The 25,015-nt window shown below is 75.0% G+C and carries 18 protein-coding genes; 12 read left to right on the top strand and 6 right to left on the bottom strand.

Annotated elements, in window-relative coordinates:
- The first annotated feature begins 59 nt into the window (after positions 1-59).
- The 6 genes from AB0C87_RS23820 (at position 60) to AB0C87_RS23795 (ending at position 7,856) form a co-directional block, all read left to right on the top strand.
- Positions 60-932, top strand: coding sequence for a branched-chain amino acid ABC transporter permease (locus AB0C87_RS23820; RefSeq protein WP_345176217.1), 873 nt, complete (start codon positions 60-62; stop codon positions 930-932).
- Between the two features lie 14 nt (positions 933-946).
- Complete coding sequence (locus AB0C87_RS23815; protein WP_353833879.1) at positions 947-2,053, top strand: zinc-binding dehydrogenase; 1,107 nt, start codon at positions 947-949, stop codon at positions 2,051-2,053.
- An 8-nt stretch (positions 2,054-2,061) separates the two neighbouring features.
- Positions 2,062-3,021, top strand: coding sequence for an aldo/keto reductase (locus AB0C87_RS23810; protein WP_360579539.1), 960 nt, complete (start codon positions 2,062-2,064; stop codon positions 3,019-3,021).
- A gap of 284 nt (positions 3,022-3,305) precedes the next feature.
- Positions 3,306-5,123, top strand: coding sequence for a histidine kinase (locus tag AB0C87_RS23805; protein WP_360579537.1), 1,818 nt, complete (start codon positions 3,306-3,308; stop codon positions 5,121-5,123).
- Entirely contained in the window at positions 5,114-5,788 is a 675-nt protein-coding gene (locus AB0C87_RS23800; protein WP_345176208.1) for a response regulator transcription factor, read from the top strand. The genes AB0C87_RS23805 and AB0C87_RS23800 overlap by 10 nt, the downstream gene beginning before the upstream one ends.
- A gap of 301 nt (positions 5,789-6,089) precedes the next feature.
- Positions 6,090-7,856, top strand: coding sequence for an ATP-binding protein (locus AB0C87_RS23795; protein WP_360579535.1), 1,767 nt, complete (start codon positions 6,090-6,092; stop codon positions 7,854-7,856).
- A gap of 22 nt (positions 7,857-7,878) precedes the next feature.
- On the opposite strand, the gene AB0C87_RS23790 is transcribed toward AB0C87_RS23795, so the two are convergent.
- The 5 genes from AB0C87_RS23790 to AB0C87_RS23770 all read right to left on the bottom strand — a co-directional run bounded on the left by AB0C87_RS23790 (position 7,879) and on the right by AB0C87_RS23770 (position 12,334).
- Positions 7,879-8,508, bottom strand: coding sequence for a TetR family transcriptional regulator (locus AB0C87_RS23790; RefSeq protein ID WP_360579533.1), 630 nt, complete (start codon positions 8,506-8,508; stop codon positions 7,879-7,881).
- Between the two features lie 114 nt (positions 8,509-8,622).
- Positions 8,623-9,018: an STAS domain-containing protein gene (locus tag AB0C87_RS23785; protein WP_345176202.1), complete on the bottom strand. Its 396-nt coding sequence runs from the start codon at positions 9,016-9,018 to the stop codon at positions 8,623-8,625.
- A 112-nt stretch (positions 9,019-9,130) separates the two neighbouring features.
- Positions 9,131-10,768, bottom strand: a complete 1,638-nt coding sequence (locus tag AB0C87_RS23780; protein WP_345176199.1) for an ABC transporter permease — start codon at positions 10,766-10,768, stop codon at positions 9,131-9,133.
- Entirely contained in the window at positions 10,765-11,667 is a 903-nt protein-coding gene (locus tag AB0C87_RS23775; protein ID WP_345176197.1) for an ABC transporter ATP-binding protein, read from the bottom strand. The genes AB0C87_RS23780 and AB0C87_RS23775 overlap by 4 nt, the downstream gene beginning before the upstream one ends.
- Complete coding sequence (locus AB0C87_RS23770) at positions 11,660-12,334, bottom strand: TetR family transcriptional regulator (protein WP_345176195.1); 675 nt, start codon at positions 12,332-12,334, stop codon at positions 11,660-11,662. The genes AB0C87_RS23775 and AB0C87_RS23770 overlap by 8 nt, the downstream gene beginning before the upstream one ends.
- A 126-nt stretch (positions 12,335-12,460) precedes the next feature.
- Between AB0C87_RS23770 and AB0C87_RS23765 the strand changes: the two genes are divergently transcribed.
- The 3 genes from AB0C87_RS23765 to AB0C87_RS23755 are packed head-to-tail and all read left to right on the top strand — an operon-like array spanning position 12,461 to position 17,950.
- Positions 12,461-13,510: an iron chelate uptake ABC transporter family permease subunit gene (locus AB0C87_RS23765; RefSeq protein ID WP_345176193.1), complete on the top strand. Its 1,050-nt coding sequence runs from the start codon at positions 12,461-12,463 to the stop codon at positions 13,508-13,510.
- A complete protein-coding gene (locus tag AB0C87_RS23760) occupies positions 13,507-14,523 on the top strand; it encodes an iron chelate uptake ABC transporter family permease subunit (RefSeq protein ID WP_360355907.1) in 1,017 nt (338 codons plus the stop codon). Before AB0C87_RS23765 ends, AB0C87_RS23760 begins: the two co-directional genes overlap by 4 nt.
- A gap of 52 nt (positions 14,524-14,575) precedes the next feature.
- A complete protein-coding gene (locus AB0C87_RS23755) occupies positions 14,576-17,950 on the top strand; it encodes an amino acid adenylation domain-containing protein (protein WP_360579530.1) in 3,375 nt (1,124 codons plus the stop codon).
- A gap of 8 nt (positions 17,951-17,958) precedes the next feature.
- Here AB0C87_RS23755 and entS read toward each other — a convergent pair whose 3' ends face one another.
- On the bottom strand, positions 17,959-19,206 hold the full coding sequence (gene entS, locus AB0C87_RS23750; RefSeq protein WP_353834088.1) for an enterobactin transporter EntS: 1,248 nt from the start codon (positions 19,204-19,206) through the stop codon (positions 17,959-17,961).
- A 74-nt stretch (positions 19,207-19,280) separates the two neighbouring features.
- Here entS and panD point away from each other — a divergent pair, with 74 nt between their 5' ends.
- The 3 genes from panD (at position 19,281) to AB0C87_RS23735 (ending at position 24,904) form a co-directional block, all read left to right on the top strand.
- Entirely contained in the window at positions 19,281-19,682 is a 402-nt protein-coding gene (gene panD / locus AB0C87_RS23745; protein WP_345176184.1) for an aspartate 1-decarboxylase, read from the top strand.
- Positions 19,683-19,684: 2 nt separating this feature from the next.
- Positions 19,685-21,253, top strand: coding sequence for an AMP-binding protein (locus AB0C87_RS23740; RefSeq protein ID WP_360579527.1), 1,569 nt, complete (start codon positions 19,685-19,687; stop codon positions 21,251-21,253).
- Positions 21,254-21,358: 105 nt separating this feature from the next.
- Complete coding sequence (locus AB0C87_RS23735) at positions 21,359-24,904, top strand: serine/threonine-protein kinase (protein WP_360579525.1); 3,546 nt, start codon at positions 21,359-21,361, stop codon at positions 24,902-24,904.
- The last annotated feature ends 111 nt before the right edge of the window (positions 24,905-25,015 follow it).

Genomic DNA, 25,015 nt, shown 5'->3' with positions numbered 1-25,015 from the left:
CCCGCCGCCGGGCGCGCGCGGCACTCCCGCGCGCGCCCGGCCCCACCCGGAGGTATCCGATGGTGAACTCTGTGATCGCCGGGCTGACCAGCGGCGGCGGTTACGCCCTGCTCGGCCTGTGCGTCGTGCTGACCTACCGGCTCGTCGCGGTGGTCAACTTCGCGATGACGGCGGTCGGCGCCATGGGCGCCTTCGTGATGGTGTCGCTCACCGACAAGGGCCTGAACGTCTGGCCGGCCCTGCTCGCCGGCGCCGTCACCGCCGCGCTGCTGTCCGGGCTGCTCGGCGCCGCGCTCGTCCGCTGGTTCGCCGGGCACCGCGAGCGGACCAAGGCCGCCGTCACCGTCGCGCTCTACGTGGCGCTCACCGCGATCGGGCTGCGCCTGTTCGGCGGCAACAGCACCGGCGCGCACCGCTTCCCGTCCCCGTTCGCCGACCCGGTCTTCACGGTCGGCGGCGTGGTCGTCCCGCAGTCGGTGCTGGTGTCGCTGGGGTTCGCGCTGCTCATCACGCTCGCCGTCGGGCTCATGCTGACCCGCACGCGGCTCGGGCTGAAGCTGCAGGCCCTGTCCGAGCGGCCGAGCACCGCCGAGGTCGTCGGCATCCCCGCCCCGCTGCTCGCCGTGGGGGTCTGGTCCGGCGTCGGGGCGATCACGATGCTGGTCATCGTGCTCGTCGCGCCCCGGCTCGGCGGCGACTACGCCACCCTGGCCGGGCTGATCAGCACGGCGCTGGCCGTCGCGATGGTCGGCGCGTTCCGCAGCCTGCCGCTGACGCTCGTCGGCGGTCTCGTCCTGGGCTGCCTGGAGGGCCTGTCGTCCTCCCTCAGCTCCATCCAGAAGTACCAGGGCGTCGTGCCCTTCCTGGTGATCCTCGTGCTCCTGTGGTGGCGCAGCCGCCGCGAGGTCTGGGACACCGCGCACAGCCGATAGAGAAACGAGCGAAGATGCCACAACCGGCCTCCACCCGGGCCGCCGTGCTCCGCGAGCACGGCGCCGAACTGAGCCTCGAGGAACTGCCGCTGCCCGCCGAGTGCGAGCCCGGCGCCGCGGTCGTCCGGGTCGACTGCGCCACCCTGTGCGCGACGGACGTGCACCTGTGGTCCGGCGCCATGACGTTCCCGGAGATGCTGCCGATCGTCCTCGGCCACGAGATGACGGGCACCGTCTGCGCCGTCGGGACCGGCACCCGCGACGCCCTCGGCCGCGACGTCAGGGTCGGCGACCGCATCGGCTGGTCGGAGTCGGTCTGCGGCCACTGCTACGGCTGCACCGTGCTGCGCAACCCCGTCGCCTGCGCCGAGCGCGGCTACGGCTTCCTCCTGCGCGCCGACCGGTTCCCCTACGCCACCGGCGGGCTCGCGGGCCACAACTACGTGACGCCCGGAGCGCTCAAGCTCGTCCTGCCCGACGACGTGAAGGACACCTGGGCGGCCTCGGCCGGCTGCGCGGTCAAGACCGTCCTGCACGCCTTCGACCGCGCCGGGGGAGTGCGGCCCGGATCGACCGTCGCCGTCCAGGGCGCGGGCGCGCTCGGGATCGTCGCCACGGCCGTGGCGAGCGTGTCCGGCGCCGGCCGGGTCATCACGATCGGCGCGCCCGACGCGCGCCTGGAGCTGGCCCGCCGCTTCGGGGCCGACCTGACCGTCGGGCTGGACGGCGACGCCGACTCCCGCGTCGCGGCCGTCATGGAGGCCACCCAGGGCCGCGGCGCCGAGCTGGTCCTCGACCTCGCCGGGGCGCCCGGCGTCGGCGCCGAGGCGGTCGGCATGGCCGCGTTCGGCGGCCGGTTCGTCGTCGTCGGCAGCACCGGCCCGCGGCCCGAGCCGCTCGCCCTCGGCGCGATCATGGGTAAGGAGCTGGACGTGCTCGGCTCGCTGAACGGCGACGTCGGCGACCTGCACCGCTCCGTCGAGTTCCTGCGCAGGTTCCAGGACCGCTTCGCCTGGGACGACCTGTTCGGCGCCCCCGGCGGCCTCGGCGACGCGTCCGGCGCGCTCGCGGCGATGGCGCGGCAGGAGCAGGTCAAGGCCGTCATCAATCCCAACCGATAGGAAACCCCGTGCCCACGCAGATTCCCCGCCGCCGGCTCGGCGCCGCCGGGCCCGAGGCGTCCGTGCTGTCCCTCGGCTCCTGGCACACCTACGACCGGATGGACTTCGCCGACTCCGTCGCCATGGTCCGCCACGCCGTCGACTCCGGCCTCGACCTCTTCGACGTCGCCGTCTACGGGATGCCCGGCCACCCGCCGGTGTTCACCGACGTGCTGTTCTCCGCGATCGTGCGCGCCGCCGGGATCGCCCGTGACGACTACCTGCTGTCCACCAAGCTGTGGCTGGAGGGGTACCCCGGGCGGACGCTGCGCGACCAGCTCACGGGGGCGCTGTTCCGCGTCGGCGCCGACCACGCGGACGTGGCCGTCCTCGGCGACATCCGCCGCGACGACATCGACCTGCGGCGGCTCGCCGAGGACCTCGCCGCGCTGGAGAAGGAGGGGCTAATCGGCTGCTGGGGCGTCAACAACTGGTCCGCAACGGCCATCCGGACGATCCGCGGGCACGCCCTCGCCGCGGGCTCCCCGGGCCCGCAGCTCGCTCAGCTGAAGTACAGCCCGTGCCGGCGATCCATCCCCGACGGCGAGCCGTTCGCCGCCGTCTTCGCCGAGGGCGTGGCCATGCAGGCGTCGGACGTCCTGGAGGGCGGCATCCTCGCCGGGAACATCGAGCCGTCCCGGCAGATCGGACGGGACCCGGGCGGGATCCGCTCCCGCATCCAGGAGGCCGCCGGGGGCATCGCCGCGCTCGGCGCCGAGCTGGACGCCACGCCGGCGCAGTTGTGCATCGCCTTCACGCTCACGCATCCCGCGACCGCGACCGTCCTCTTCGGCGCCAGCGGCATGCGGCAGCTGACCGACAACATCGCGGCGCTGGACGTGCTCGAGCGCGTCGGCGCGGAGCGTCTGCGGGCCCTGATGGAGCCCTTCTGGGCGGACCGCGACGTCGTGGACCCCGAAGGCCCGTGAGCCGCGGGCGGTGAGCCGCGTCCGGACCGGCGGGGGGCGGTCCGGACGCGCGCCGCCTGACGCCCCGGTGATCGCCGGCACGCCTCGCGCATCGATCGGGTAACGCCGCCCCGGGGACGGGCCCCGCGTCGGGGAGGATGCCGGTGCGCCCGCCGGCGGGGCCCGCGGTCCTGGAGAAGCACGGGCCCGGGGAAGCACGGGCCCGGGGAAGCACGGGCCCGCGTCCCGTGGGTTCGCGGTGGCGGGACGCGGCCCGAGGACCCAGCATGGAAAGGATGGTCGTGGTGATTTCCGCGCCACGCAGGCGCAGGTCGCCTCCGTGGTTCGGGACGGAGACGAGGCGCGCCCTCGTCGCCGGGGCGGCGGTCGCGGGGCTGGCGCTCCTCGCGGGCTGGCCGTACTGGCGCGGCCATCCGGCCGCCGCCGCGATCACGGCGGCCAGCTGCGCCGCCATCGCGCTGGTGGGCGTGCTGCTCGCGACCGGGCCCCGCACCCGCCGCACCGGGCTGCTGTTCGCGGCCGCGTCGGTGTGCTGGGCGGTCAACTGGGCCGCGAGCTGGGACGCGACCATCGGGCCCATCATGTCGCCCTACGCCCAGGCCGACTTCTACCTCGCGCTCGCCGTCGGCGTCCTGCTCTACCCGGGCGGGCGCCTGGAGTACCTGGCGGACCGGATCTGGACGGGCGCGGCGTGCCTCGTCCTGTGGGGCTGCCCCACGGCGCTGTGGGTCACCTCCGAGCCGGAATGGGCGGCGTTCCGGGGAGAGTCGGTGTGGTGGCCCGCCCTCTACCCCGACCTGGAGGTCTTCAAGGTCGTCCTCCAGGTGTCCGCCGCGCTGTACCTCCTGCTCGCCCTGTCGTTCGCCGTCGTCCTCCTGCTGCGGCTGCCGCGGATGGGCCGGCTGCGGCGCCTGGTCGCTCTGCCCGTGACGGTCGCGATCGGGTTCGTCGGCGTCTCGGCCGCGTTCACCCAGAAGCCGATCATGGAGGCGTCGATCCCGCTGGACGACCTGCTGCACGTCTACGTGGTGCAGGGCGCGGTCGTCGTGCTCGTGCCGCTGACGCTGCTGGCGTCCGGGCTGCGGGTCCGCATCGCGGAGCTGGCCGTCGCGGGCCGCATGCTCCGGCTGACCGCTCCGGTGTCGGTGGAGAGGATCCGCGACGCGCTGCGCGACGTCCTGCACGACCCGACCCTGGAGCTGTGGTTCTGGGCGCCGACCGAGGGCGGCTACGTCGACACCGCCGGGCGCCCCGTCGACCTGGGCCCGGAGACGGACGGCGCGGCCGACGAGGCGCGGGGCGATCCCGCCGGGGAGGGAGGGCGCTGGCGGCACCGCGTGCGCGGCGCGTCCGGGGAGCCGCTCGCCGTCGTCGAGCTCGGCGGCGCGCTGCGCGACCACGGCTCCCTCGTCGAGGCCGCGCTCGCCGCGGGCGGCCGGGCGCTGGAGACCGCGCGGCTGCAGGCCGGCGTCCAGGCGGGCCTCGAACAGGTCAGGGCGGCCTACCGGCGCCTCGTGCGGGCCGAGGCCGCCGAGCGCGAGCGGCTCGCCCGCGACCTGCACGACGGCGCGCAGCAGCGGCTGCTCGCGCTCGGCGCGATGCTCGGCACGCTGGAGGCCGTCACCGGCGACCCGGCCGTCAAGGAGCACGCCCGCGCCTGCCGCGCCGAGCTGAAGGAGGCCCTCGCCCAGCTGCGGGCGCTGGCCCGGGAGGTGCAGCCGGCGCTGCTCGTCCAGGACGGTCTCGGCCCGGCGCTGGAGGTCGTCGCCGAGCGGCTCGGCACCCGGGTCGCGCTCGACGTCACCCCGCGCCGGTTCTCCCGCGAGATCGAGTCCACGCTTTACTCCGCGCTGTGCGAGACGCTGTCGTACGCTGTCGAGGGCGCGCGTGCCACCCGGGTCCTCGTGCGGGTCGGCGAGGAGGGCGGACGTGTGGTCGCCGAGGTCGGGCTCGACGGCGCCCGCCCCGGAGGCCCCGCCGCCGATCCCGTCGCCGACCTGGCCGGTCCGTCCGGCCGGATCAGGGCGCTGCGCGGTGAGATGGAAATCGGCGGCGGCCCCCGCGCGGGCCTGACGGTAAGGATGGACCTCCCATGCGAGTAGCCGTGGCGGAGGACAGCGGGATCTTCCGGCAGGCTCTGGTCACCCTCCTCACCACCGTCGGGATCGACGTGGTGGCGTCCGCCGGGTCGGGCGAGGAGCTGCTGGCCCGCGTCGCGGACGACCCGCCCGACGTCGCCATCCTCGACCTGCACATGCCGCCCACGTTCACCGACGAAGGCGTCGTCGCCGCGCGCCGGCTCCTGGAGCGCCACCCCGGCCTCGGCGTCCTGGTCCTGTCGGCCTTCAACGAGACCCCGCAGGCGATGGAGCTGTTCCGCGGCCGGCCGCGCGGCGTCGGATACCTGCTGAAGGACCACGTCACGGACGTGGAGAACCTGCGTTCGGCGCTGGAGCGGGTCGGCCGCGGCGAGGTCGTCATCGACCCCGACGTGGTGACCCGGCTGGTCGAGGCGCGGCACCGCGAGCAGGAGCTGTCCCGGTTGTCGGGACGCGAGCGGGAGGTCCTGGCGCTGATGGCGGAGGGGCACTCCAACGCCGGCATCGGCAAGCGGCTGCACCTGTCCGCCCGGACGGTCGAGGACCACGTGCGGGCCATCTTCGCCAAGCTCAAGATCACCACGCCCGGCGGGGCGCCCGGCCCCCAGGACAGCAACAAGCGGGTGCTCGCCGTCCTGACCTGGCTGCGCGCCGCCGAGATCCGCTGACCGCGACCCGGCACCCGGGGGCGACGGTCGTCGCGTGCGCCCGCGCCCGCGCATCGATCGGGTAACGGCCCCTCGCGCCGCACGGCGGCGGTGGGGAAAACTGTCCGTGCGAGTCCGGTCGCGTCAGGTGACCCCGGTGGTGGCCCCCGCACGCCACCGCGAGGCGCCACGCCCCCGAAAGCGGGCGCGTGACGCGGCCGTTCCCGGCACGCTCCCATAATCCCGGCGCCGCTCTGGGCGCGCATCCGGGAAAACCCCCGTCCCGGACGGTGGTTTCCCGGGACGACACGGAAGGATCGCGGTGAGGCGCGTCTCCCGGTGGCCGCCGTGGCTCGGCGCGCGGGTGCGCCGCGCCCTGGCCTCGGGCGCGGCGGTCGCGGCCGCGGCGCTGGCCTTCGGCTGGCCGCACTGGTGGGCCCAGCCCGTCGCCGCCGCCGTCACCCTGGTCTGCTGCGGCGGGTTCGCCGTCGCGGGCGGGCTGTTCGCGGCGGGGCGGACCGCCCGGCGCACCGGCGCGGCGTTCGTCGTCGCGGCCGCCTCGTGGGCCGTCACCTGGGCGGCGGCCTGGAACACGGGCGCGGCTCCGCTGGTGTCGGTGTTCGCCCAGTCGGTGTTCTTCCTGGCCGTCGGCATCGGCGTGCTGCTGTACCCGGCCGGGCGGCTGGAGGGCGCCGCCGCGAGGCTCTGGACCGCCGCCGCCGTCGTGATCATGATCGGCGGGCAGGCGCTGCTGTGCGCCGTCTCCCGTCCGGCCTGGAACGGCTTCGCGGCCTCGGCGACCTGGCCGGCGCTGCGTCCCGAGCACGGGGTGTTCCACGGCGTCCAGCAGGCCATGGCGGGCGCGATGACGGTGCTGGCCGGCGCGCTCGTGGTGATCCTGGTGGCCCGCCTGCCGCGCACGGGGCGGCTGGACCGCGCGCTCACCGTTCCCGTCGCGGTCGCCGTGACGTTCGGCGTCAGCGGCGCCCTGGTGGTCCAGAGCACGCTCATCGGCAGCGACGCCGACCTCGCGGACGTGCTGGACGTCTACCTCTTCCAGGGCGTCTTCGCGACGGTGCTGCCGCTGGCGTTCCTCGGCACCGCGCTGCGCGCCCGGCTGGCCGAGCTGACCGTCGCCGAGCGGATGCAGCGCCTGCTCGCAGGCCCCGTGTCGGTGGCGCGCGTCCGCGACGCGCTCCGCGCCGTCCTGGGCGACGGCACCCTGGACCTGTGGATGTGGGCGGACGGCGGCTACGTCGACGTGGACGGCCGCCGCATGCGCGACGCGCCCGGAGGCGCGGCGGGGCGCTGGCGGCACCGGGTCCGCACGTCCGGCGGCGAGCCCCTCGCCACCGTCGACCTCGCCGCCGCGCTCCGCGACCACGAGCCGCTCGTCGAGGCGGCGCTGGTCGCGGGTGGCCGCGCGCTGGAGACCGTCCGTCTCCAGGCCGCCGCGCAGGCCAACCTGGAGCGGGCGCGCGAGGCGCGCGAGCGTCTGGTGCGGATCCAGGCGGCCGAGCGCGAGCGGCTCGCCGCCGACCTGAAGTACAGCGCGCAGCAGCGGCTCCACGCCCTGGAGGAGATGCTCGCCCGGCTGGAGGCCGCGGCGGCCGACCCGCGGGCCCGCGAGCAGGCCCGGACCTGCCGCGGCGAGCTGGCCGAGGCGGTCGCCGAGCTGGAGGCCCTGGCCCGCGGCATGCACCCGGCGATCCTCGCCGACGCCGGGCTGGCCCCGGCGATGGAGCTGGTCGCCACCCGCACGCCCGTGCCCGTCCATCTCGACATGCCCGCGGGCCGGTTCCCGCCCGAGATCGAGTCGACGCTCTACTTCGCGCTCTGCGAGGCCCTCACCAACGCCGTCAAGCACGCCCGGGCCGACGCGATCCACCTGACGGTCCGCCCGGGGCCGGACGGGATCGCCGCCGAGGTCCGCGACGACGGTGTCGGCGGCGCCGCCCCGGACCCGGGCGGCGGCCTGGCGGGCCTCACCGACCGCGTCCGCGCGCTGCGGGGGAGCGTCACCGTCGAGAGCCCGCCCGGTGGGGGCACCGCGGTCCGCATCGTCCTGCCGTCCGGAGAGGGCGCCTGACCCCGCCGTGGCCCGGCGCCGGTCAGGAGGGGGTGTTGCGGACGATCGGCAGGAGGTAGCGGCGGGCGAAGTCGCGGGCGCCCGCGTCGTCGAGGGGGATGTGGCCGTCCGGGGTGAGGACGAGGGAGTGCGTGAGGCGGACCAGGATCTCCGCGACGACCTCGGGGTCGACGTCCGCCGGGGCGGCGCCGAGGCGCTGCGCGGTGCGCAGCCGGCCGGCGAGGTAGCCGCGGGCGGCGGCGAGCAGGGGCCCGGCCTTGATCGTGGAGTGCGGCAGGAACAGTTCGGGTTCGACGACCATGAGGCGCGTCATGAGCCGCTGCTCCCGGCTGATGCGCAGGGTGACGGCGAAGCCCTCGACGAGGCGCTCCTCCAGGGTGGGCAGCGCCGCGACGGCCTCGTCCAGCTCGGCGAAGAAGCGCCGCGCCTCCCGGAGCAGGACGCCGGTGACGAGGTCGTTCTTGGTGGGGAAGCGGCGGTAGATCGTGGCGCGGCCGAGGCCGGACTCGCGCGCGACGTCGTCCATGGTGGTGCGGCGCGGCCCGTAGGTCTCGAAGGACCGCAGGGCGGCGTCGAGGATGCGGTCGGTCTGCGGCTCGCTCTCGGGGCCGCCGGTGAGCAGGTTCCGCAGGAGTTCGTCGTCGCTCGTCATCGTGCGGCCGACTCTAGCCGCCGCGCCTCCGCCCGTCCGAGCGGAGGGCGCGGGCGGCGAGGGGGAGAGGAGCAGCGGGGGTGGGGTCGCGGCGTGGGCGAGCCGCCCGCGGGTTCAGCGTGCGGACAGCGCGTCGAGGGCCTGCTCGGTGGTCGGGTGGGCGATGAGGTGCCGGTCCAGGCCGCTGCGTTCGATGATCGTGCGGAACCGGCGCTCCGGGCGGGCGAGGACGAACTCGCCCCCGGCCGCGTGGGCGGCCTTCCAGAGAGTGATCATCGCGTTCAGTCCCGAGGAGTCGCAGAAGGTCACCTCGCCGACGTCCAGGACGATCAGCGGCGGCCCGCCCAGGGCCCGCATGTCGGCCAGGACGTGCTCGCGCAGCGCGTCGGCCGTGAGGATCGTGAGCTCCCCCTCCGCCTCGACGAGCAGGCAGGGGCCGCGGACGTCGCTGCGGAGCCGCAGCGGATCGATGGGGGTCCCCTCCGGCGTCTGGCCGGCTCCGATGGACATGACGATCACCTCCCGTAGTCGCAAGGTTGCGGAGTACCCGTGAAAGGGGAGGTCATGCCGATTCCCGGGCGGGCCTGCCGGCGCCCGCCCGGGAACCCCGGCCGGGCGGGCCTCAGGCGACGTCGCGGCGGCGGAAGGCGGCCAGTCCGGCCGCGGTCAGGGCGGCCGCCGCCGCGGTGAGCGCGAGGAGGGGGAGCAGGTCGGCGTCACCCCCGGGCAGCTTCGGGGTGTGGGTGAAGGGGGACAGGTCCATCACCGCCTGCGGGAGTCCCAGCAGCGGTCCCACCTGGCCGAGGAGCAGGAAGACGGCGAGGATCCCCCATCCTGCGGACGCCGCGCGCGGGAGGGCGCCGAACAGCAGCATCGCGGTGGCGGCGACGACCCAGACCGCCGGGAGCTGGGCCAGCGCCGCGCCGAGCTGGCGCGGGATCTGACCGGTCAGGTCGCCGGAGCGGGCGCCGTGGACCAGTCCCACGGACAGGCCGGTGGCGGCGAGCATGACCACCGTCCCCGCGACGGTGTTCGCCAGGCCGGCCACGGCCCAGCGGGTGCGGCCGACGGCGGTCGCGAGCACCGGCTCCAGGCGCCCGCCGCTCTCCTCGGCGCGCAGCCGCAGGACGCTCTGCACCGCGTAGGCCGCGGTGAACAGCGCCATGAGTCCCATGGCCGTGGCGAGGAACGCGTCCGCGATGTCCTGCTGGCCGCCCATCTTGCGGATGTCGTCCAGCACGGCGTCACTGCCGTTGACCAGGTCGCCGACGCCGTCCGCGACGCCGCCGATGGCCAGGCCGTACACCAGGAACCCGGCGGTCCAGCCGAGCAGCGTGCCGCGCTGCAGCCGCCACCACAGGGTGAAGGGGCCGCGCAGGGACGGCGGGGCGTGCGCGGGGCCGAGGGAGGGGGCGAGGACCCCGGCGCCGAGGTCGCGCCGCTCGGTCAGCACGTAGGCGGCGGTGGTCAGCAGCGCGAACGCGGCGAGGGGAAGCAGCAGGACGGCCCACTGCTCGTCCGCGCACGGCCGGACGCGCTGCGCCCAGCCGATCGGCGACAGCCACGACAGCCAGTGCGCCGAGCCCGCGTCGGCCACGCCGCGCAGCAGGTAGGACGCGCCGAGGACGGCGAACGCCAGGCCGTTGGCCAGCCGGGAGGTCTCGGCGAGCTGGGCGGTGAGCGCCGCGACGCCGGAGAACACGAGGCCCGCGCCGAACCACGACAGGCCGAACGCGACCGATCCGGCCGCCGGCATCCCGAAGAGGATCATGACGAGCGCGGCCACCGCCGCCAGCGCGCCGGCGGCGGTCACGGCGGTCAGCAGCGCCGCGGTGAGCGGCGCGCGGCGCCCGACCGCCGCCGCGCCGACCAGCTCCAGCCGCCCGGCCTCCTCCTCGGCGCGGGTGTGCCGGACGACCAGCAGGACGCACATGACGCAGGTGAGCGCGGCGCCGGTGGCGCCGATCCGCCACGCGCTGAGCCCCGCGAAGCCGCCGTCGTTCAGGACGGGCCCGTAGAGCGCCCGCGTGGAGGGGTTGTCGTTGATGCCGCGCGCGAAGCTCGCGAGCGCCGCGGGCGTGTCGTACTCGTGCTTGAAGCTGTAGACGGTGCCGGAGACGAGCGCGGTCAGCCCGTAGATCCAGGCGGGCGCCATGACGCGGTCGCGGCGCAGCCAGATCTTCATCAGCATGCCGGTGCCCGCGAGGCCGCCGTCGCGGCTGGCGGCCCGCGCCGGGGCGTGCAGGGTCGTGGCGGTCATGACGCGGTCCCTCCGGCGAGGTCGTCCTCGTAGTGGCGCAGGAACAGCTCTTCGAGCGTGGGCGGCCGGCTCGTCAGGGTGCGCACGCCGATCCGGGTGAGCTCCTTGAGCGCGGCGTCCAGCTCGGGGGTGTCGACCTCGAACGCGATGGTGGTGCCGTCGATGCGGACGTCGTGCGCCCCCGGCAGCGGGACGCCGTCCGGGGCGGCGGCGAGCTCGGCGTGGATCGACGTGCGGGTCAGGTGCCGCAGCTCGTCGAGGGTGCCGGTCTCGACCGTCCGGCCCTTGCGGATGATGGTGACGCGGTCGCAGAGCGCCTCGACCTCGCTGAGGATGTGGCTCGACAGCAGGACGGTGCGCCCGGCGCGCCTCTCCTCGCGGACGCACTCCTGGAAGACCTCCTCCATGAGCGGGTCGAGGCCGGAGGTGGGCTCGTCCAGGATGAGCAGCTCCGCGTCGGACGCGAACGCGGCGACGAGGGCGACCTTCTGCCGGTTCCCCTTGGAGTAGGCGCGGCCCTTCTTCTTCGGGTCGAGCTCGAAGCGGCCGAGCAGCTCGTCGCGCCGGTTCCCGTCGAGCCCGCCGCGCAGCCGTCCGAGCAGGTCGATGACCTCGCCGCCGGACAGGTTCGGCCACAGCGTGACGTCGCCCGGGACGTAGGCGATGCGGCGATGCAGAGCGGTGGCGTCGCGCCACGGGTCGCCGCCGAGCAGGCTCGCGGTGCCGGAGTCGGCGCGCATCAGCCCGAGCAGGACGCGGATGGCCGTGGACTTCCCGGCGCCGTTCGGGCCGAGGAAGCCGTGCACCTCGCCGGGCGCCACGCGCAGGTCGAGGCCGTCGAGCGCGCGCGTCGGGCCGAACGTCTTGACCAGGCCCGCGGCCCGGACCACGTCAGTCATCGTCGTCTCCCTTGAGGCCGGCCTCGTACCGGTCCATCGCCGCGTGGGCGCGCGCGACGGTCTCCCGGTCGAGCAACCGGTCGTCGAAGATCTCCAGGACCGCGCGGCGCAGCCGCAGCGATCCCCCGGGGGTGAAGGTGTCGGTGCCGAGGACCCGGCTGAGGTGCTGGTGCAGCACCTCGATCCCCGTCGTCATCGCGACGATCGCGGCGGCGTAGGCCCGCGCGTCGCGCGTGGTGGGCGGCGCGGTTCCGGGCGGCGGGTCGGTCATGTACCGCTCGGTGACCGCGACCAGGTCGTCGAACATGCGCGCCGCCGCCGCCGAGCCGTCGACGAGCGCGCGGGCCAGGTAGCGCCGGACGGGCAGGTCGGTCCGGACGGTCGCGGCCAGGAAGCCGGGGTCGCCCATCGCCTCGCCGGAGACCGTCGAGCTCAGCTCGCGGACCGTGTCGAGCGCGTAGGCGTCGCACGCCTCGCGCAGTTCCTCCTTCGATCCGAAGTGGTGCTGGACGAGGCCCACCGACACCCCGGCGGCCTCGGCGATGCCGCGGAACGTCGCGCCCTTCGTGCCGTGCTCGGCGAACTGGAGCAGCGCCGCGTCCCGGATCTTGGCCCGCGCCGTCAGGTCCTCGGGCGCCGGGCCCGCGGCCCGGCCGGATCTCGCCATCCCCGCCTCCAATACGAACGTTCAACTTCCAATACGAACGTATACCATACGCCTGTATTGTCAATGGGAGTGAGCGGCGGAACCGGACATTGAGGGGGCGAGTTAGCTTAGGCTAGCCTTACCTGCGTGCCTCCCCCCGTGCGAGAACGCCCGCCGAAAGCCCCCGAACGGCGGGGGCCGTCGCGCATCGCGCATCCGTGGTGGCTCGGCCTGCTGGCGGCGGTGCTGCTGCTGACGGCCGGGGCGAGCCTCGCGATCGGCGCCGGGGACGTCCCGCTCGCGGACGTGCTTCCCGGCGTGCTCTCCCCGGACGACGGCTCCCGGGCGCAGCTGATCGTCCACGAGCTGCGGCTGCCCCGCACGCTCCTCGGCGTCGTCGTCGGCATGGCGCTCGGGCTGGCGGGCGCCGTGATGCAGGCGCTCACCCGCAACCCGCTCGCCGAGCCGGGCCTGCTCGGCGTGAACGGCGGCGCGGCCCTCGCGGTCGTCCTCGTGATCGGCGCGTTCCGCGTGGACGACCTGCTCGTCTACGTGTGGGCGGCCTTCCTGGGAGCGGCGGGCGCGGCGGCCCTGGTCCACCTGATCGGCGCCCGGGGGCGCGGCGGCGCCTCCCCGGCGCGGCTGGTGCTCGCCGGGGCGGCCGTCAACGCCGTCTTCAGCGCGGTGACGGCCGGCGTGATGCTGTTCACCCCGCGCACCTTCGGCGGATTCCGGTTCTGGCAGGTCGGCACGCTCGGCGGCCGCGACGTGCCGGTCTTCCTGCGCGTCCTGCCGTTCATCGTCGCCGGCACGCTGCTCGCGCTGGCGCTCGCCCGCCCGCTGAACGCCCTCGGCCTGGGCGAGGACGCGGGCCGCGCCCTCGGCTCCCGTCCCGGCAGGACCAGGGCGCTCGGGGCGCTCGCGGTGGTGCTGCTGTGCGGGGCGGCCACGGCGGCGGCCGGGCCCATCACCTTCCTCGGGCTGGCCGTCCCCTTCATCGTCCGGACGGCGGTGGGCCCGGACCAGCGGCTCGTCCTGCCCTACTCGCTGCTGCTGGCGCCCGTCCTGCTGCTCGGCGCGGACATCCTCGGCCGCGTCGTCGCGCCCGGAGAGCTGGAGACCGGCATCGTCACCGCGTTCCTCGGGGCGCCGCTGTTCGCGGTGATGGTCCGGAGGGGGAGGACGCGCGACCTATGAGAGTCATCCGGGCGGCCGGGGCGTCGCTGCGGTGGGAGCCGCGCTCGGCGGCGGTGTGCGGAGCGCTGGCGGCGGTCGCGGCGTGCGCCGCCGTCCTCGTCGTCGGCTCGGGGGAGTTCCCCGTCGCGCCGCCGGACGTGGTGCGCGTCCTGCTCGGCAGGGGCGACCCCGCCACCGAGTTCATCGTCACGACCCTGCGCCTGCCCCGCGCCGTCACCGGCCTGCTCGCCGGTCTGGCGCTCGGCCTTTCCGGGGCCGTCTTCCAGAGCATCTCCCGCAACCCGCTCGGCAGCCCCGACCTCATCGGCTTCACCACCGGCTCGGCGACCGGCGCGCTGCTGCAGATCCTGGTGCTCGGCGGCGGCGCCGTCGCGATCACCGCCAGCTCGGTCGCGGGCGCGGTGCTGACGGCGCTCGCGGTGTACCTGGTCGCCTACCGGCGGGGCGGGGGCGTGCACGGCGTCCGGCTGGTGCTGATCGGCGTCGCGGCGGCCGCGATGCTGGAGGCGCTCAACTCCTACCTCATCACCCGCGCCGAACTGCGCGACGCCTACGAGGCCGCGTTCTGGCTGACCGGCAGCCTGAACGGGCGGGACTGGGACCAGGCCGTCCCGCTCGCGCTCGCGCTGGCCGTGCTCGTCCCCGCGGCGCTGCTGCTCGCCCGGCCCCTCGGCATGGGAGAGCTCGGCGACGACGCCGCACGGGCGCTCGGCGTGCCCGTGCAGCGCACGCGGGCGCTGCTGACGGTCGCCGGGGTGGGCCTCGTCGCGGCGGCGACCGCGGCGGCCGGGCCCGTCCCGTTCGTGGCGCTCGCCGCCCCGCAGCTCGCGCGGCGGCTGACCCGGCGGCCCGGCGCGCAGCTGCTGCCCGCCGCGCTGACCGGCGCGGCGCTGCTGGCGAGCGCGGACCTCATCGCGCTGCACCTGCCGGTCGCGGTGCCGGTCGGCGTCGTCACCGGCGTCCTCGGCGGCGTGTACCTGGCTTGGCTGCTGTCGGTGTCCGGGCGGCGTTGACGGAGCCGATCATCGCAATTAGGTTAGCCTTACCTAAGTTGAGAGGAGTTCCGTGCTGACCTGGGATGAGCTCCACGCCGCGCTGGCCGAGGTGCTGGGCGAGCGCGCGGAGGCGGACGACAACCTCATCGAGCTGGGCATGGACTCGATCCGGCTCATGCAGCTCACCGGCCGGCTCCGGCGCCGCGGCGTCGAGATCCGCTTCGCCGAGCTGGCCGAACGCCCGACGCTCTCCGGTTGGTGGGAACTGCTCGCCGAGAAGGGCCAGGTGGAGGCGTCGGCAGGGCCCGCCCTCGAAGCAGGCGCGGACGCCGTCGAGGCCGCCGTCGAACCCGACGAGCCCTTCGCGCTGGCGCTGATGCAGCACGCGTACTGGATCGGCCGCGACTCCGGGCAGGAGCTCGGGTCCGTCGCCGCCCACCTGTACGTCGAACTGGACGGGCGCGCGATCGACCCGTCCCGCTTCGAGTCGGCCGTGGGCGCCCTGGTGCGGCGCCATCCGATGCTGCGCGCGGCCGTCCGCGACGACGGGACGCAGCAGATCCTGCCCGAACGTCCCGGTCCGCTCGTCACCGTCCACGACCTGCGCTCGTCGGACGACCCGGACGCCGAGCTGGAGCGCGTCCGGGACGAGATGTCGCGGCAGCGGCTCCCCATCGAGGACGGCCGCGTCTTCGACGCCCGGCTCAGCCTCCTCCCGGGCGGCGCGGCGCGCCTCCACCTGGACGTCGACATGGTCGCCGCCGACGCGATGAGCTACCGCGTCATGCTGGCCGACCTCGCCGCCCTGTACGAGGGCGAGACCCTCGCGCCGATCCGCTACGGCTACGCCCGCTACCTCGCCGAGGACCCCCGCGCGCAGGCCCGCGCCGCCGACCGCCGCTGGTGGGCCGGCCGCCTCGCCGACCTTCCCGGCCCGCCCGAGCTGCCGGTCGTCGCGGAGCCGGGGGACCGCGTCGAGCGCAGGCACCACTGGCTGCCGCCGGACGCCAAGGACCGCTTCATCGCCCGCGCCCACGCCGAGGGCGTCACCCCCGCCATGGCGCTCGCGGCGGTGTTCGCCGAGGTGATCGGCGCCTGGTCGGCGACGCCGCGGTTCCTGCTCAACCTGCCGCTGTTCCACCGCGAGCCCGTCCACCCCGACGTCGACAAGGTCGTCGGCGACTTCACCGGATCCATCATGCTGGAGGCCGACCTCACCGAGGACCTCCCGTTCGCCGGGCGGGCCCGCGCGCTCCAGGCGAACCTGCACACGGCCGGCGCGCACAGCGACTACTCGGGGCTGGAGGTGCTGCGGGACCTGTCGCGGCTGCGCGGGGAGCAGGTGCTCGCCCCGATCGTCTACACCAGCGCCCTCAACCTCGGCGAGCTGTTCGGCGACCGCGTCCGCGAGCTGTTCGGCGAACCCGGATGGATCATCTCGCAGGGGCCGCAGGTGCTGCTGGACGCGCAGGTGACCGAGGTGTCCGGCGGCCTGCTGCTGAACTGGGACGTGCGCCTGCCCGCGTTCCCGGACGGCGTCGCGGAGGCGATGTTCGACGCCTACACCGCCGCGGTCACCCGGCTCGGCGCGCCCGGCGCCGACTGGGACGCGCCCCTCGCCGTCGCCGCCGCGCCCGACCGGCTCCGCGTCCGGCACGGGCTGAACGCCACGCCCGCGCCGCCGCCGCGCACGCTGACCGAGGGCTTCTTCGCGCACGCCGCGCGCCGCCCGGACGCCCCGGCCCTGCACTGGGGCGACGGCGGGACGATGACCTACGGCGAGCTCGCCGGCCGCGCCCTGCGGATCGCGTCGGCGCTGGCGGCCGGAGGAGTCCGCCCCGGCGACCGCGTCTCCATCGAGCTTCCGAAGGGGCCCGGCCAGGCCGCCGCCGCGCTCGGGGTGCTCGCGGCCGGCGCCGCCTACGTCCCGATCGGCCCGGAGCAGCCGGAGGCGCGGCGGGCGAGGATCCGCGCGAGCGCCGGCGTCGCCGCCTCGCTCACGCCGGACGGCGTCGCCGAGGCCGATCCGCTGCCCGGACCGGTCGCGGTGCGCCCCGACCAGGCCGCCTACGTGCTGTTCACCTCCGGTTCGACGGGCGAGCCCAAGGGCGTGGAGGTCTCGCACGGCGCGGCGATGAACACCATCGGCGACCTCGTCGAGCGGTTCGCCATCGGGCGGGACGACGTCACGTTCGCCGTGTCGGCGCTCGACTTCGACCTGTCGGTGTTCGACCTGTTCGCCGCCTGGCACGCGGGCGGCGCGGTCGTCGTCCCGGACGAGGACGAGCGGCGCGACGCCGCCCGGTGGAGCGGACTGGTGCGGCGCTGGTCGGTGACCGTGCTGAACTGCGTCCCGTCCGTCCTGGAGATGCTGCTGCGCGCGGGGCGGGCGGAGAGCCTGCGGCTCGTCCTGCTCGGCGGCGACTGGGTGGGGACGCACCTTCCCGGCCTGCTCCGGGAGCGCGCCCCCGGCTGCCGCTTCGTGGCGCTCGGCGGCACGACCGAGACGGCGATCCACTCGACAGTGCAGGAGGTCGCGGGCGACGTCCCCGCCGACTGGCACGCCGTCCCCTACGGGGTGCCGCTGCGCGGGGTCGCGTGCCGGGTGGTGGACGAGCGGGGCCGCGACCGCCCCGACTGGGCCACCGGAGAGCTGTGGATCGGCGGCGCCGGCGTCGCGGACGGCTACGTCGGCGACCCGGCCCGGACCGCCGACCGGTTCGTCCTCTGGGAGGGCACGCGCTGGTACCGGACCGGCGACCTGGCCCGCTACCGCCCCGACGGGACCATCGAGTTCCTCGGCCGCCGCGACCACCAGGTCAAGGTGCGCGGATTCCGGATCGAGCTCGGCGAGGTCGAGGCCGCGCTGCGCGGCCACCCCGCCGTGGAGCGCGCCGTCGCGCTCCTCGCCGGCGGCCGCCTCGCCGCCGCCGTGGCGGCGCCCGGCGGGACCGACCGGGACGCCGTGCTCGCCCGCGCCCGCGACCTGCTGCCCCCCCACATGGTCCCGGAACTGCTCGTGCGCGTGGACGAGCTGCCGCTCACCGCGAACGGCAAGGTCGACCGCAAGGCGCTCGCGGCCCTGGCCGCCGCCGAGGCCGGTGAGGCGGCCGCGCCCTACGCCGAGCCCGCGACGTCACTGGAGAAGGTGCTGGCCCGGATCGTCGCCGAGGTGCTGGGGAGGGAGCGCGTCGGCGCGGACGCCGACTTCTTCGCCCTCGGCGGCGACTCCGTCCTCGCCACCACCGTGCTCGCGCGGCTGCGGGAGGCGCTCGACACGACGGCGCTGCCCGTCCGCGTCCTGTTCGCCGAGCGGACGGTCGCGCGGATCTGCCGCCGGTTCACCGAGCTGGAGGAGACGCCGGGACGGCTGGAGTCCGTCGCCGCCATCTGGCTGGAGGTCGAGGCCATGACCGAGGAGGAGCTGACCGCGCGCCTCGGGTGAGCCGCGGGTCAGCCGGGCTCGGGCTCCGGCCGCAGCGTCGCGGTCCGGAGCCCGGTGAGGGTCAGCGCCAGCGCCAGGGCGAGGACGGCGCTGACCGTCCCGTACAGGACGATGGCGGCGCCCGGGGCGAGGTAGCGGCCGAGCGCCCCGGCGCCGAGCGAGCCGATCGCGCCGCCGCCCGTCTCCTGCGCCGACCACAGCGCGTTCACCCGTCCGAGGTGCGAGTCGGGTGTGTGGGACTGGATCAGCCCGTACCGCAGGATCTCCTCGATCGACTGGACGAACCCGTACCCGAACAGGATCGCGACGGCGAGCGCCGGGTGACGGGCCAGACCGAGACACGCGAGCGCGGCGAAGCCGGAGACGGACGCGACGAGCAGCGCCAGGCCGGGTGCCCTGGCCTGTCCGACCCAGCCGCTCGTCAGGGACGCCAGCACCGCGCCGCACGCGGGCGCCGCGAACAGCAGCCCGACCGTGGTCGCGCCTCCGTCCAGGCTCCGGGTCGCGAACGCCGGCATCAGGACGGGGATGCCGCCCGCGACCATGAACAGCAGGCCGAGGAGCATCAGCGAGCCGACGACCCGATGCGAGGCGACGAAGCGGAACCCGTCCCAGACGGCCTTCAGCGGATTGGCGTCCGCCTGCTCCTGCGCGGCGGGCTGGAGGCGCGGCAGCCCGGTCAGCAGCGCGAGCGTGCCGAGCGTCCCCGCGGCCGCGGCCGCGTAGTTCCAGCCCACGCCGAACGCCGACACCACGAGCCCGCCGAGCGCGGGGGACGCCATCGACCCGAGCCGGACGGTCAGCGCGTTGAGCGCCCCCGCCGCGACGAGCTTGTCGGGCGCGACCAGCGCGGGCGTCGCGGCCAGCAGCGCGGTGATGCTGACGCCGGTCATCAGCCCGTCCCATGCCGCCAGCGCGTACAGGGCCGCCAGCGAGGGGGAGGGCAGGAACGCGTTGAGCGCCAGCAGGACGAACCCGATCCCGGCCGCCGCGCGCGCCCGCAGCATCAGGCGCCGCCGGTCGTGCCGGTCGGCCAGGACCCCGCCCCACAGGAACCCGGCGAGGAGCGCGAACCCCTCGGCGGCCGAGACCCCGCCCACGTGCACGGTGGACCCGGTGAGGTCGTACACCTGCACCGGGAGGGCCACGGCCAGCATGCCGATCCCGAAGACCGAGACGGTGCGGGCGATGAACACGTTGCGGAACGGCCTGCTGTCGCGCAGCGGCCCGACGTCGATGACCAGTCGCCGGAGCATCCTCGGGCTTCTCCTCTGCCGATCGAGTGACTAAGGTTAGCCTAGCCTTAGTTGATCGTGAGGAAAGAGGAGCCGTGCAGCGGACGCTGATGAACGGGAAGATCCACCGGGCGACCGTCACCCAGGCGGACCTGCACTACGTGGGCTCGCTGACGATCGACGCCGACCTGATGGCCGCGGCCGACATCGTGGAGGGCGAGCAGGTCCACCTCGTCGACATCGACAACGGCGCCCGCCTGGTCACCTACGCCATCACCGGCGAGGCCGGCAGCGGGGTCATCGGCGTCAACGGCGCGGCGGCCCGCCTCGTCCAGCCCGGCGACATGGTGATCATCATCACCTACGCCGGCGTGGAGGACCCCTCCCGGCACGAGCCCCGCGTCGTCCATGTCGACGCCGCGAACCGCGTCGTCGCCCTCGGCTCCGACCCGTCCGAGCCGGTCCCCGGCGCCCCCGCCCAGCTCGCCGGGCGGTGACCATGGACGGCCTCACCCCCTGGCCCGCCGACCTCGAAGCCCGCTACAAGGCCGAGGGCTACTGGACCGACCGCCTCCTCGGCGACGTCCTGCGCGGCGACCCGTCCGCCACCGCCCTCGTCGCAGGCGACGACCGCCTCACCTACGCCGACCTGGACGCCCGTGCCGCCCGCACCGCCGCCGGCCTCCTCGCCCTCGGCCTCCGCCGCGGCGACCGCGTGGTCGTCCAGCTCCCGAACACCGCGGGCTTCGTCGTCGCGTTCCTCGCCCTCGTCCGCATCGGCGCCGCGCCCGTGCTGGCGCTCCCCGCGCACCGCGAGAGCGAGATCCGCTACCTCTGCGAGCTCTCCGAGGCCCGCGCCTACGTCTGCGCCGACCGCGACGGCGACTTCGACTACCGCGAGCTGGCGCGAACGCTCCCCGTGGAGCACGTCGTCGTCGAGGGCGACGCCGAGGAGTTCACCCCTCTGGCCTCCGTCGACGCCGATCCGGTGGCGGCCCCCGTCCCCGATCCGTCCGACGTGGGCGTCTTCCTCCTTTCGGGCGGCACCACCGGCCTCCCGAAACTGATCCCCCGGACGCACCGCGACTACGTCTACAACCTGGAGGCCAGCGCCGACCTGTGCGGCTTCGACCGCGGCACCGTCTACCTGGTCGTGCTCCCGGCCGCGCACAACTTCGCCCTGGCCTGCCCCGGAATCCTCGGCGTCTTCGCCACGGGCGGCACGGTCGTCCTGTCGCCCTCCGGGTCCCCGGACGAGGCGTTCCCCCTCATCGAGCGCGAGCGCGCCACCGTCTGCGCGGTCGTCCCCCCGATCGCCCTCCTCTGGCTGGACGCCGTGACCTGGTCGGACGAGGACGTCTCGTCCCTGCGCCTGCTCCAGGTGGGCGGCGCCAAGCTCGCCGCGGAGCGCGCCGCCGAGATCCCGGACGCCCTGGGCTGCCAGGTCCAGCAGGTCTTCGGCATGGCCGAGGGCCTCCTCAACTACACCCGCCTGGACGACCCGCGCGACCTGGTCGAACGGACGCAGGGCCGCCCCCTCTCCCCGGCGGACGAGATCCGCGTCGTGGACGAGGACGGCAAGCGGGTGGCTCCGGGCGAAGTGGGCGAACTCCTCACCCGGGGCCCGTACACCCTGCGCGGCTACTACCGCGCCCCGGAGCACAACGCCCGCTCCTTCACCCCGGACGGCTTCTACCGCACGGGCGACCTGGTCAGAGAGCTGCCCTCCGGGCACCTCATCGTCGAAGGCCGTGAGAAGGACCAGATCAACCGGGGCGGCGACAAGGTCTCCGCCGAGGAGCTGGAGAGCCACCTCCTGGCCCACTCGGCGGTCCACGACGCGGCCGTGGTCGGCGTCCCCGACCCGGTCATGGGAGAGCGCACCTGCGCCTTCCTGATCATCAGGGAGGGGGAGAGGGCGCCCGGCCTGCGCGAGGTGAAGGACTTCCTCCGCGTGCGGGGCGTCGCCGCCTACAAGCACCCCGACCGCCTGGAGACGGCCGCCGTGTTCCCCCGGACGCCGGTCGGCAAGATCAGCAAGAAGGCGCTCGCCGCCCGCCTCCGATGAGACCGCCACCGGTTCGCCGCCCGGCGTTCACCGTTTCCCGCGAACACCGCCGGAGGTCTCGGCATCCTAATAGACAATTATGTCTATTAGACTTGGGAGACGTCTGTGGCACCCGATCCGCTGGGACCCGGTGATCCGACGAGGCTCGGTGACTACCTCCTCGCGGGGCGTCTCGGCGCCGGCGGCCAGGGCGTCGTGTACGAGGCGTACGGGCCGGACGGCGCGCGGGTCGCGGTCAAGACGCTCCACGGCGACTACTCCGCACGGCACCGCGACCTGTTCGTCCGCGAGGTCGAGGCGGTGCGGCGCGTCGCGCAGTTCTGCACGGCGCGCGTCCTCGCCGTCGACCTGGACAACGCCGTCCCCTACGTCGTCAGCGAGTACGTCGCGGGCCCGACCCTCCAGCAGGCGGTCGACGAGGACGGCCCCTACAAGCCCGACGACCTCTACAGGCTGGCGGTCGGGATCGCGACCGCGCTGACCACCGTGCACCGGGCGGGCGTCGTCCACCGCGACCTGAAACCCGCGAACGTGCTGCTGGGACCGGACGGTCCCCGCGTCATCGACTTCGGCATCGCCCGCACCGAGGACATGTCCCAGAGCGCGACCGGAATGAAGGGGACGCCCCGGTACATGGCGCCCGAGGTGTTCCAGGGGAAGAGTCCCGGGCCCGCCGTCGACGTCTGGGCCTGGGGCGCCACGATCCTGTTCGCGGCGTCCGGCCGCACCCCGTTCAGCGGCGAGTCCCTGCCCAAGCTGATGCACTCCGTGCTGACCACCGAACCGGACACCGCGGCGGTCCCCGAGCGGCTGAGGCCCATGGTCGAGGCCGCGCTGGCCAAGGACCCGGAACGGCGTCCCGACGCCCCGGGCCTCCTGCTCGACCTGCTCGGCGGGCGCCCCGACGCGGACCTCCTGGAGCAGGGCGAGCGGGAGGCCCGCGCCGTCCGCATGCCCAAGGCCGCGTCTCCGCCGCTGGGCGAGCGCGCCGAAGAGGTGATGCGGAGCCTCGGCCCGGAGGCGCAGCAGGCCGTCCCGCAGCTCCTGCTGCGGATGGCGGCGGCCGAAGACGACCTCGTCCGCCCGGCGGCCCGCGCCGAGTTCGGCGACGGCCGCACGCCGGAGCCGGTCATCGACGCCGTCCTTTCGGCGTTCACCCAGGCGGGGCTGCTCGCCTGGGACGGGCAGCGCGTCACCCTCGCCTCCCCGGCGCTGCTGCGCGCATGGCCGCGGCTGCGCGACTGGGCCGCCGCCGAACGGCCGGGCCTGGAGGTCCACCAGGAACTCGCCGAGGGAGCGCGGCTGTGGGACGCGCACGGACGCAAGTCCGGCGACGTCCTCCAGGGGACCCGGCTCGAACGCGCGATGACCTGGGCCGTCGGCGGCGGCCGCGCCCTGCGCCCGAACACGCTGGAGCAGGCTTTCCTGGACGCCGGGCGCGCGTCCGTCCGCCGCCGCTCCACGCTGCGGACGGCGGTCTCCGGCGTCCTCGCCGTCCTGTTGCTGGCGACGCTCGTCGCGGGCGTGGCCGTCTTCCAGCAGAGCCGCACCGTCGCACGGCAGCGCGACGACGCGGAGGCCCGCCGCCTCGCGGCCGTGGCGATGGCCACCCGCAAGAGCGCCCCGAGAACCGCCCGCCGCCTGGCCATCGCCGCCGGCGCCCTCTCCAACACCAAGGAGACCAGGGAGGCGCTGGTCGCTCTTCGCTACCAGTGGGAGAGCGACGTCTTCATCCCGCCCGGCGTGAGCGCCACGACCCGGCGCCAGCCGTCGCCGGGCGGCCGCGTCCTCGCCGTCGTGGACGGCGGAAAGGCCAGTGTCTGGAACATCGACACCCACGCCAGACTGCACGCCTTCACCATCACCGGCGCCGACACCCTTGATCTCGTCGTCACCGACGACGCGCGCACCATGATCACCTGGGCGGGCGACGGGACGGCCCGCGTCTGGGACACCACGTCCGGCAAGGAACGCGGCAGGCTCCCCGTCGGCCGGGCCGGCACCGACGCGAAGATCTTCGACGGGATCGACCTGAGCCCGTCCGGGCACCTCCTGCTCGCCGGCAACCGCGACGCCCGCACCGTCTGGGACCTGCGGACCCTCCGGCAGGTCCCGCTGAGCTGGACGCGCCCGAAGGACGGCGCCGAGATCCTCACGGCCGACGCGGGCGACCAGCTCGTCGCGGGCGTCACGCCGCAGGGCGCGGTGCACGTCGACCAGCTGGCGGCCAAGGCGACGATCGCGCTGCCCCGCCTCAACAAGGCGCTCAAGGGGAGATACGCCAGCGCGGCCAAACTGAGCCCGGACGGCTCGCTGCTCGCCGTCGCCGCCGCCCCGGCCACGGGCAGGAAGACAGAGATCCTGCTCTGGAAGCTGGGCGCGGACGAGCAGTACCTGAGGCTCGGACCCGCGAACTCCTACTCCTCCCTGGCCTTCAGCGAGGACGGCGGATACCTGGCGCAGGCCAGGACCATGTGGCGGCTCAAGGGCGGCGGCGTCGCCCCGTCCGCACCCATGATCCGGTACGCGCCGAACGCGGACTGCGCCCTGGTCCGGATCGTGGAGAAGCGGGCGCTGCGCTGCATCGAACCGGCGACCGGCCAGGTCTCGTCCCTCGACATCAGCACCTTCCTGAGCACCCAGGTCGTCCAGGGAGGCAGTCTGGTCCAGAACGCGACCATCTCCGCGGACGCCTCGACCATGGCGTACCGCGGCGGAGGCTCGGTGCACTTCTGGGACGTCCGGCGCAGGCGTGCCGTCGACCGGGGATTCAACCTCTCGTCCGACTACCTGTACTCCGGGAACGGCAACGACCTCGCCCTCAGCGCCGATGGGAGGCGACTCGCCGTCTACAAGAACGCCCGCACGGTCACCGTCACCGACGCCGAGAAGTTCGCGAAGCTCGGCGATGTGACGCTGCCCCGGCCCGCCGACAGGATCCAGGCCATGGCCATGTCCCCGGACGGCCGCGGCCTGGCCCTCCTGGTCCGCCGCGGCACTGCGGGAGAACTCCAGTTCTGGGACGCGAAGACGTTCCGGCTGATCCGCGCGCTGGCGTCCTCAGCCGACACCTTCGTCAAACGCATCGTCTTCCGCCCGGACGGCAAGGCCCTCATGACGGACGGCAAGTCCGGCATGATCGAGTACCCGTCCGGCCGCGTCCTGGCCAGAACCGAGGACACCTTCTTCAACACCCTTCTCACCATGAGCCGCGACGGCCGGACGATCGTGAGCGCCGAGGGAACCGAGGCGGACCAGAAAGTCCTCCTCACCGACGGCAGGACACTCCGTTCACGCGGCCTGATCCTGCGCGGCCACAAGAGCTACGTCACGACCGCCGCGATCTCCCCGGACGGCACCCTTCTCGCCACCGGCGACGAACTGGGCCAGATCCGCTTGTGGGAGATCGAATCCGGCCGCCCCTACGCCCTGCCCCTGACCGGCCACCAGACGGAGATCGGCGCCCTGGCCTTCTCCTCGGACGGCAGGACCCTCACGAGCGCCGCCGAAGCCGGCACCGTCCTCACCCACGACCTGGCCCCCGCCCTGACCAGGGCGGCCCTCTGCCGGAACACCTCCGGCGGCCTGACAAAGAAGGAGTGGAAACAGAACCTCCCCACCCTCGACTACCGCCCCACCTGCCCCCGCTGAGGGCCAAATGATCAGAGGGCGGTGGCTGCACCGCCCCCTGATCGCCGGCCCCCCTCAAGACGGTTCGGCATGTGCTGTTCCTGGAGCCGGACGTGCGGGTACGGAGTTGAA

Source organism: Actinomadura sp. NPDC048021 (genome assembly GCF_040653135.1).
In the GTDB taxonomy this organism is placed as follows: Bacteria; Actinomycetota; Actinomycetes; order Streptosporangiales; family Streptosporangiaceae; genus Spirillospora; species Spirillospora verrucosospora.
The sequence above is the reverse complement of the archived record's forward strand: the minus strand, read 5'-3'. Positions and strand labels throughout refer to the sequence as shown.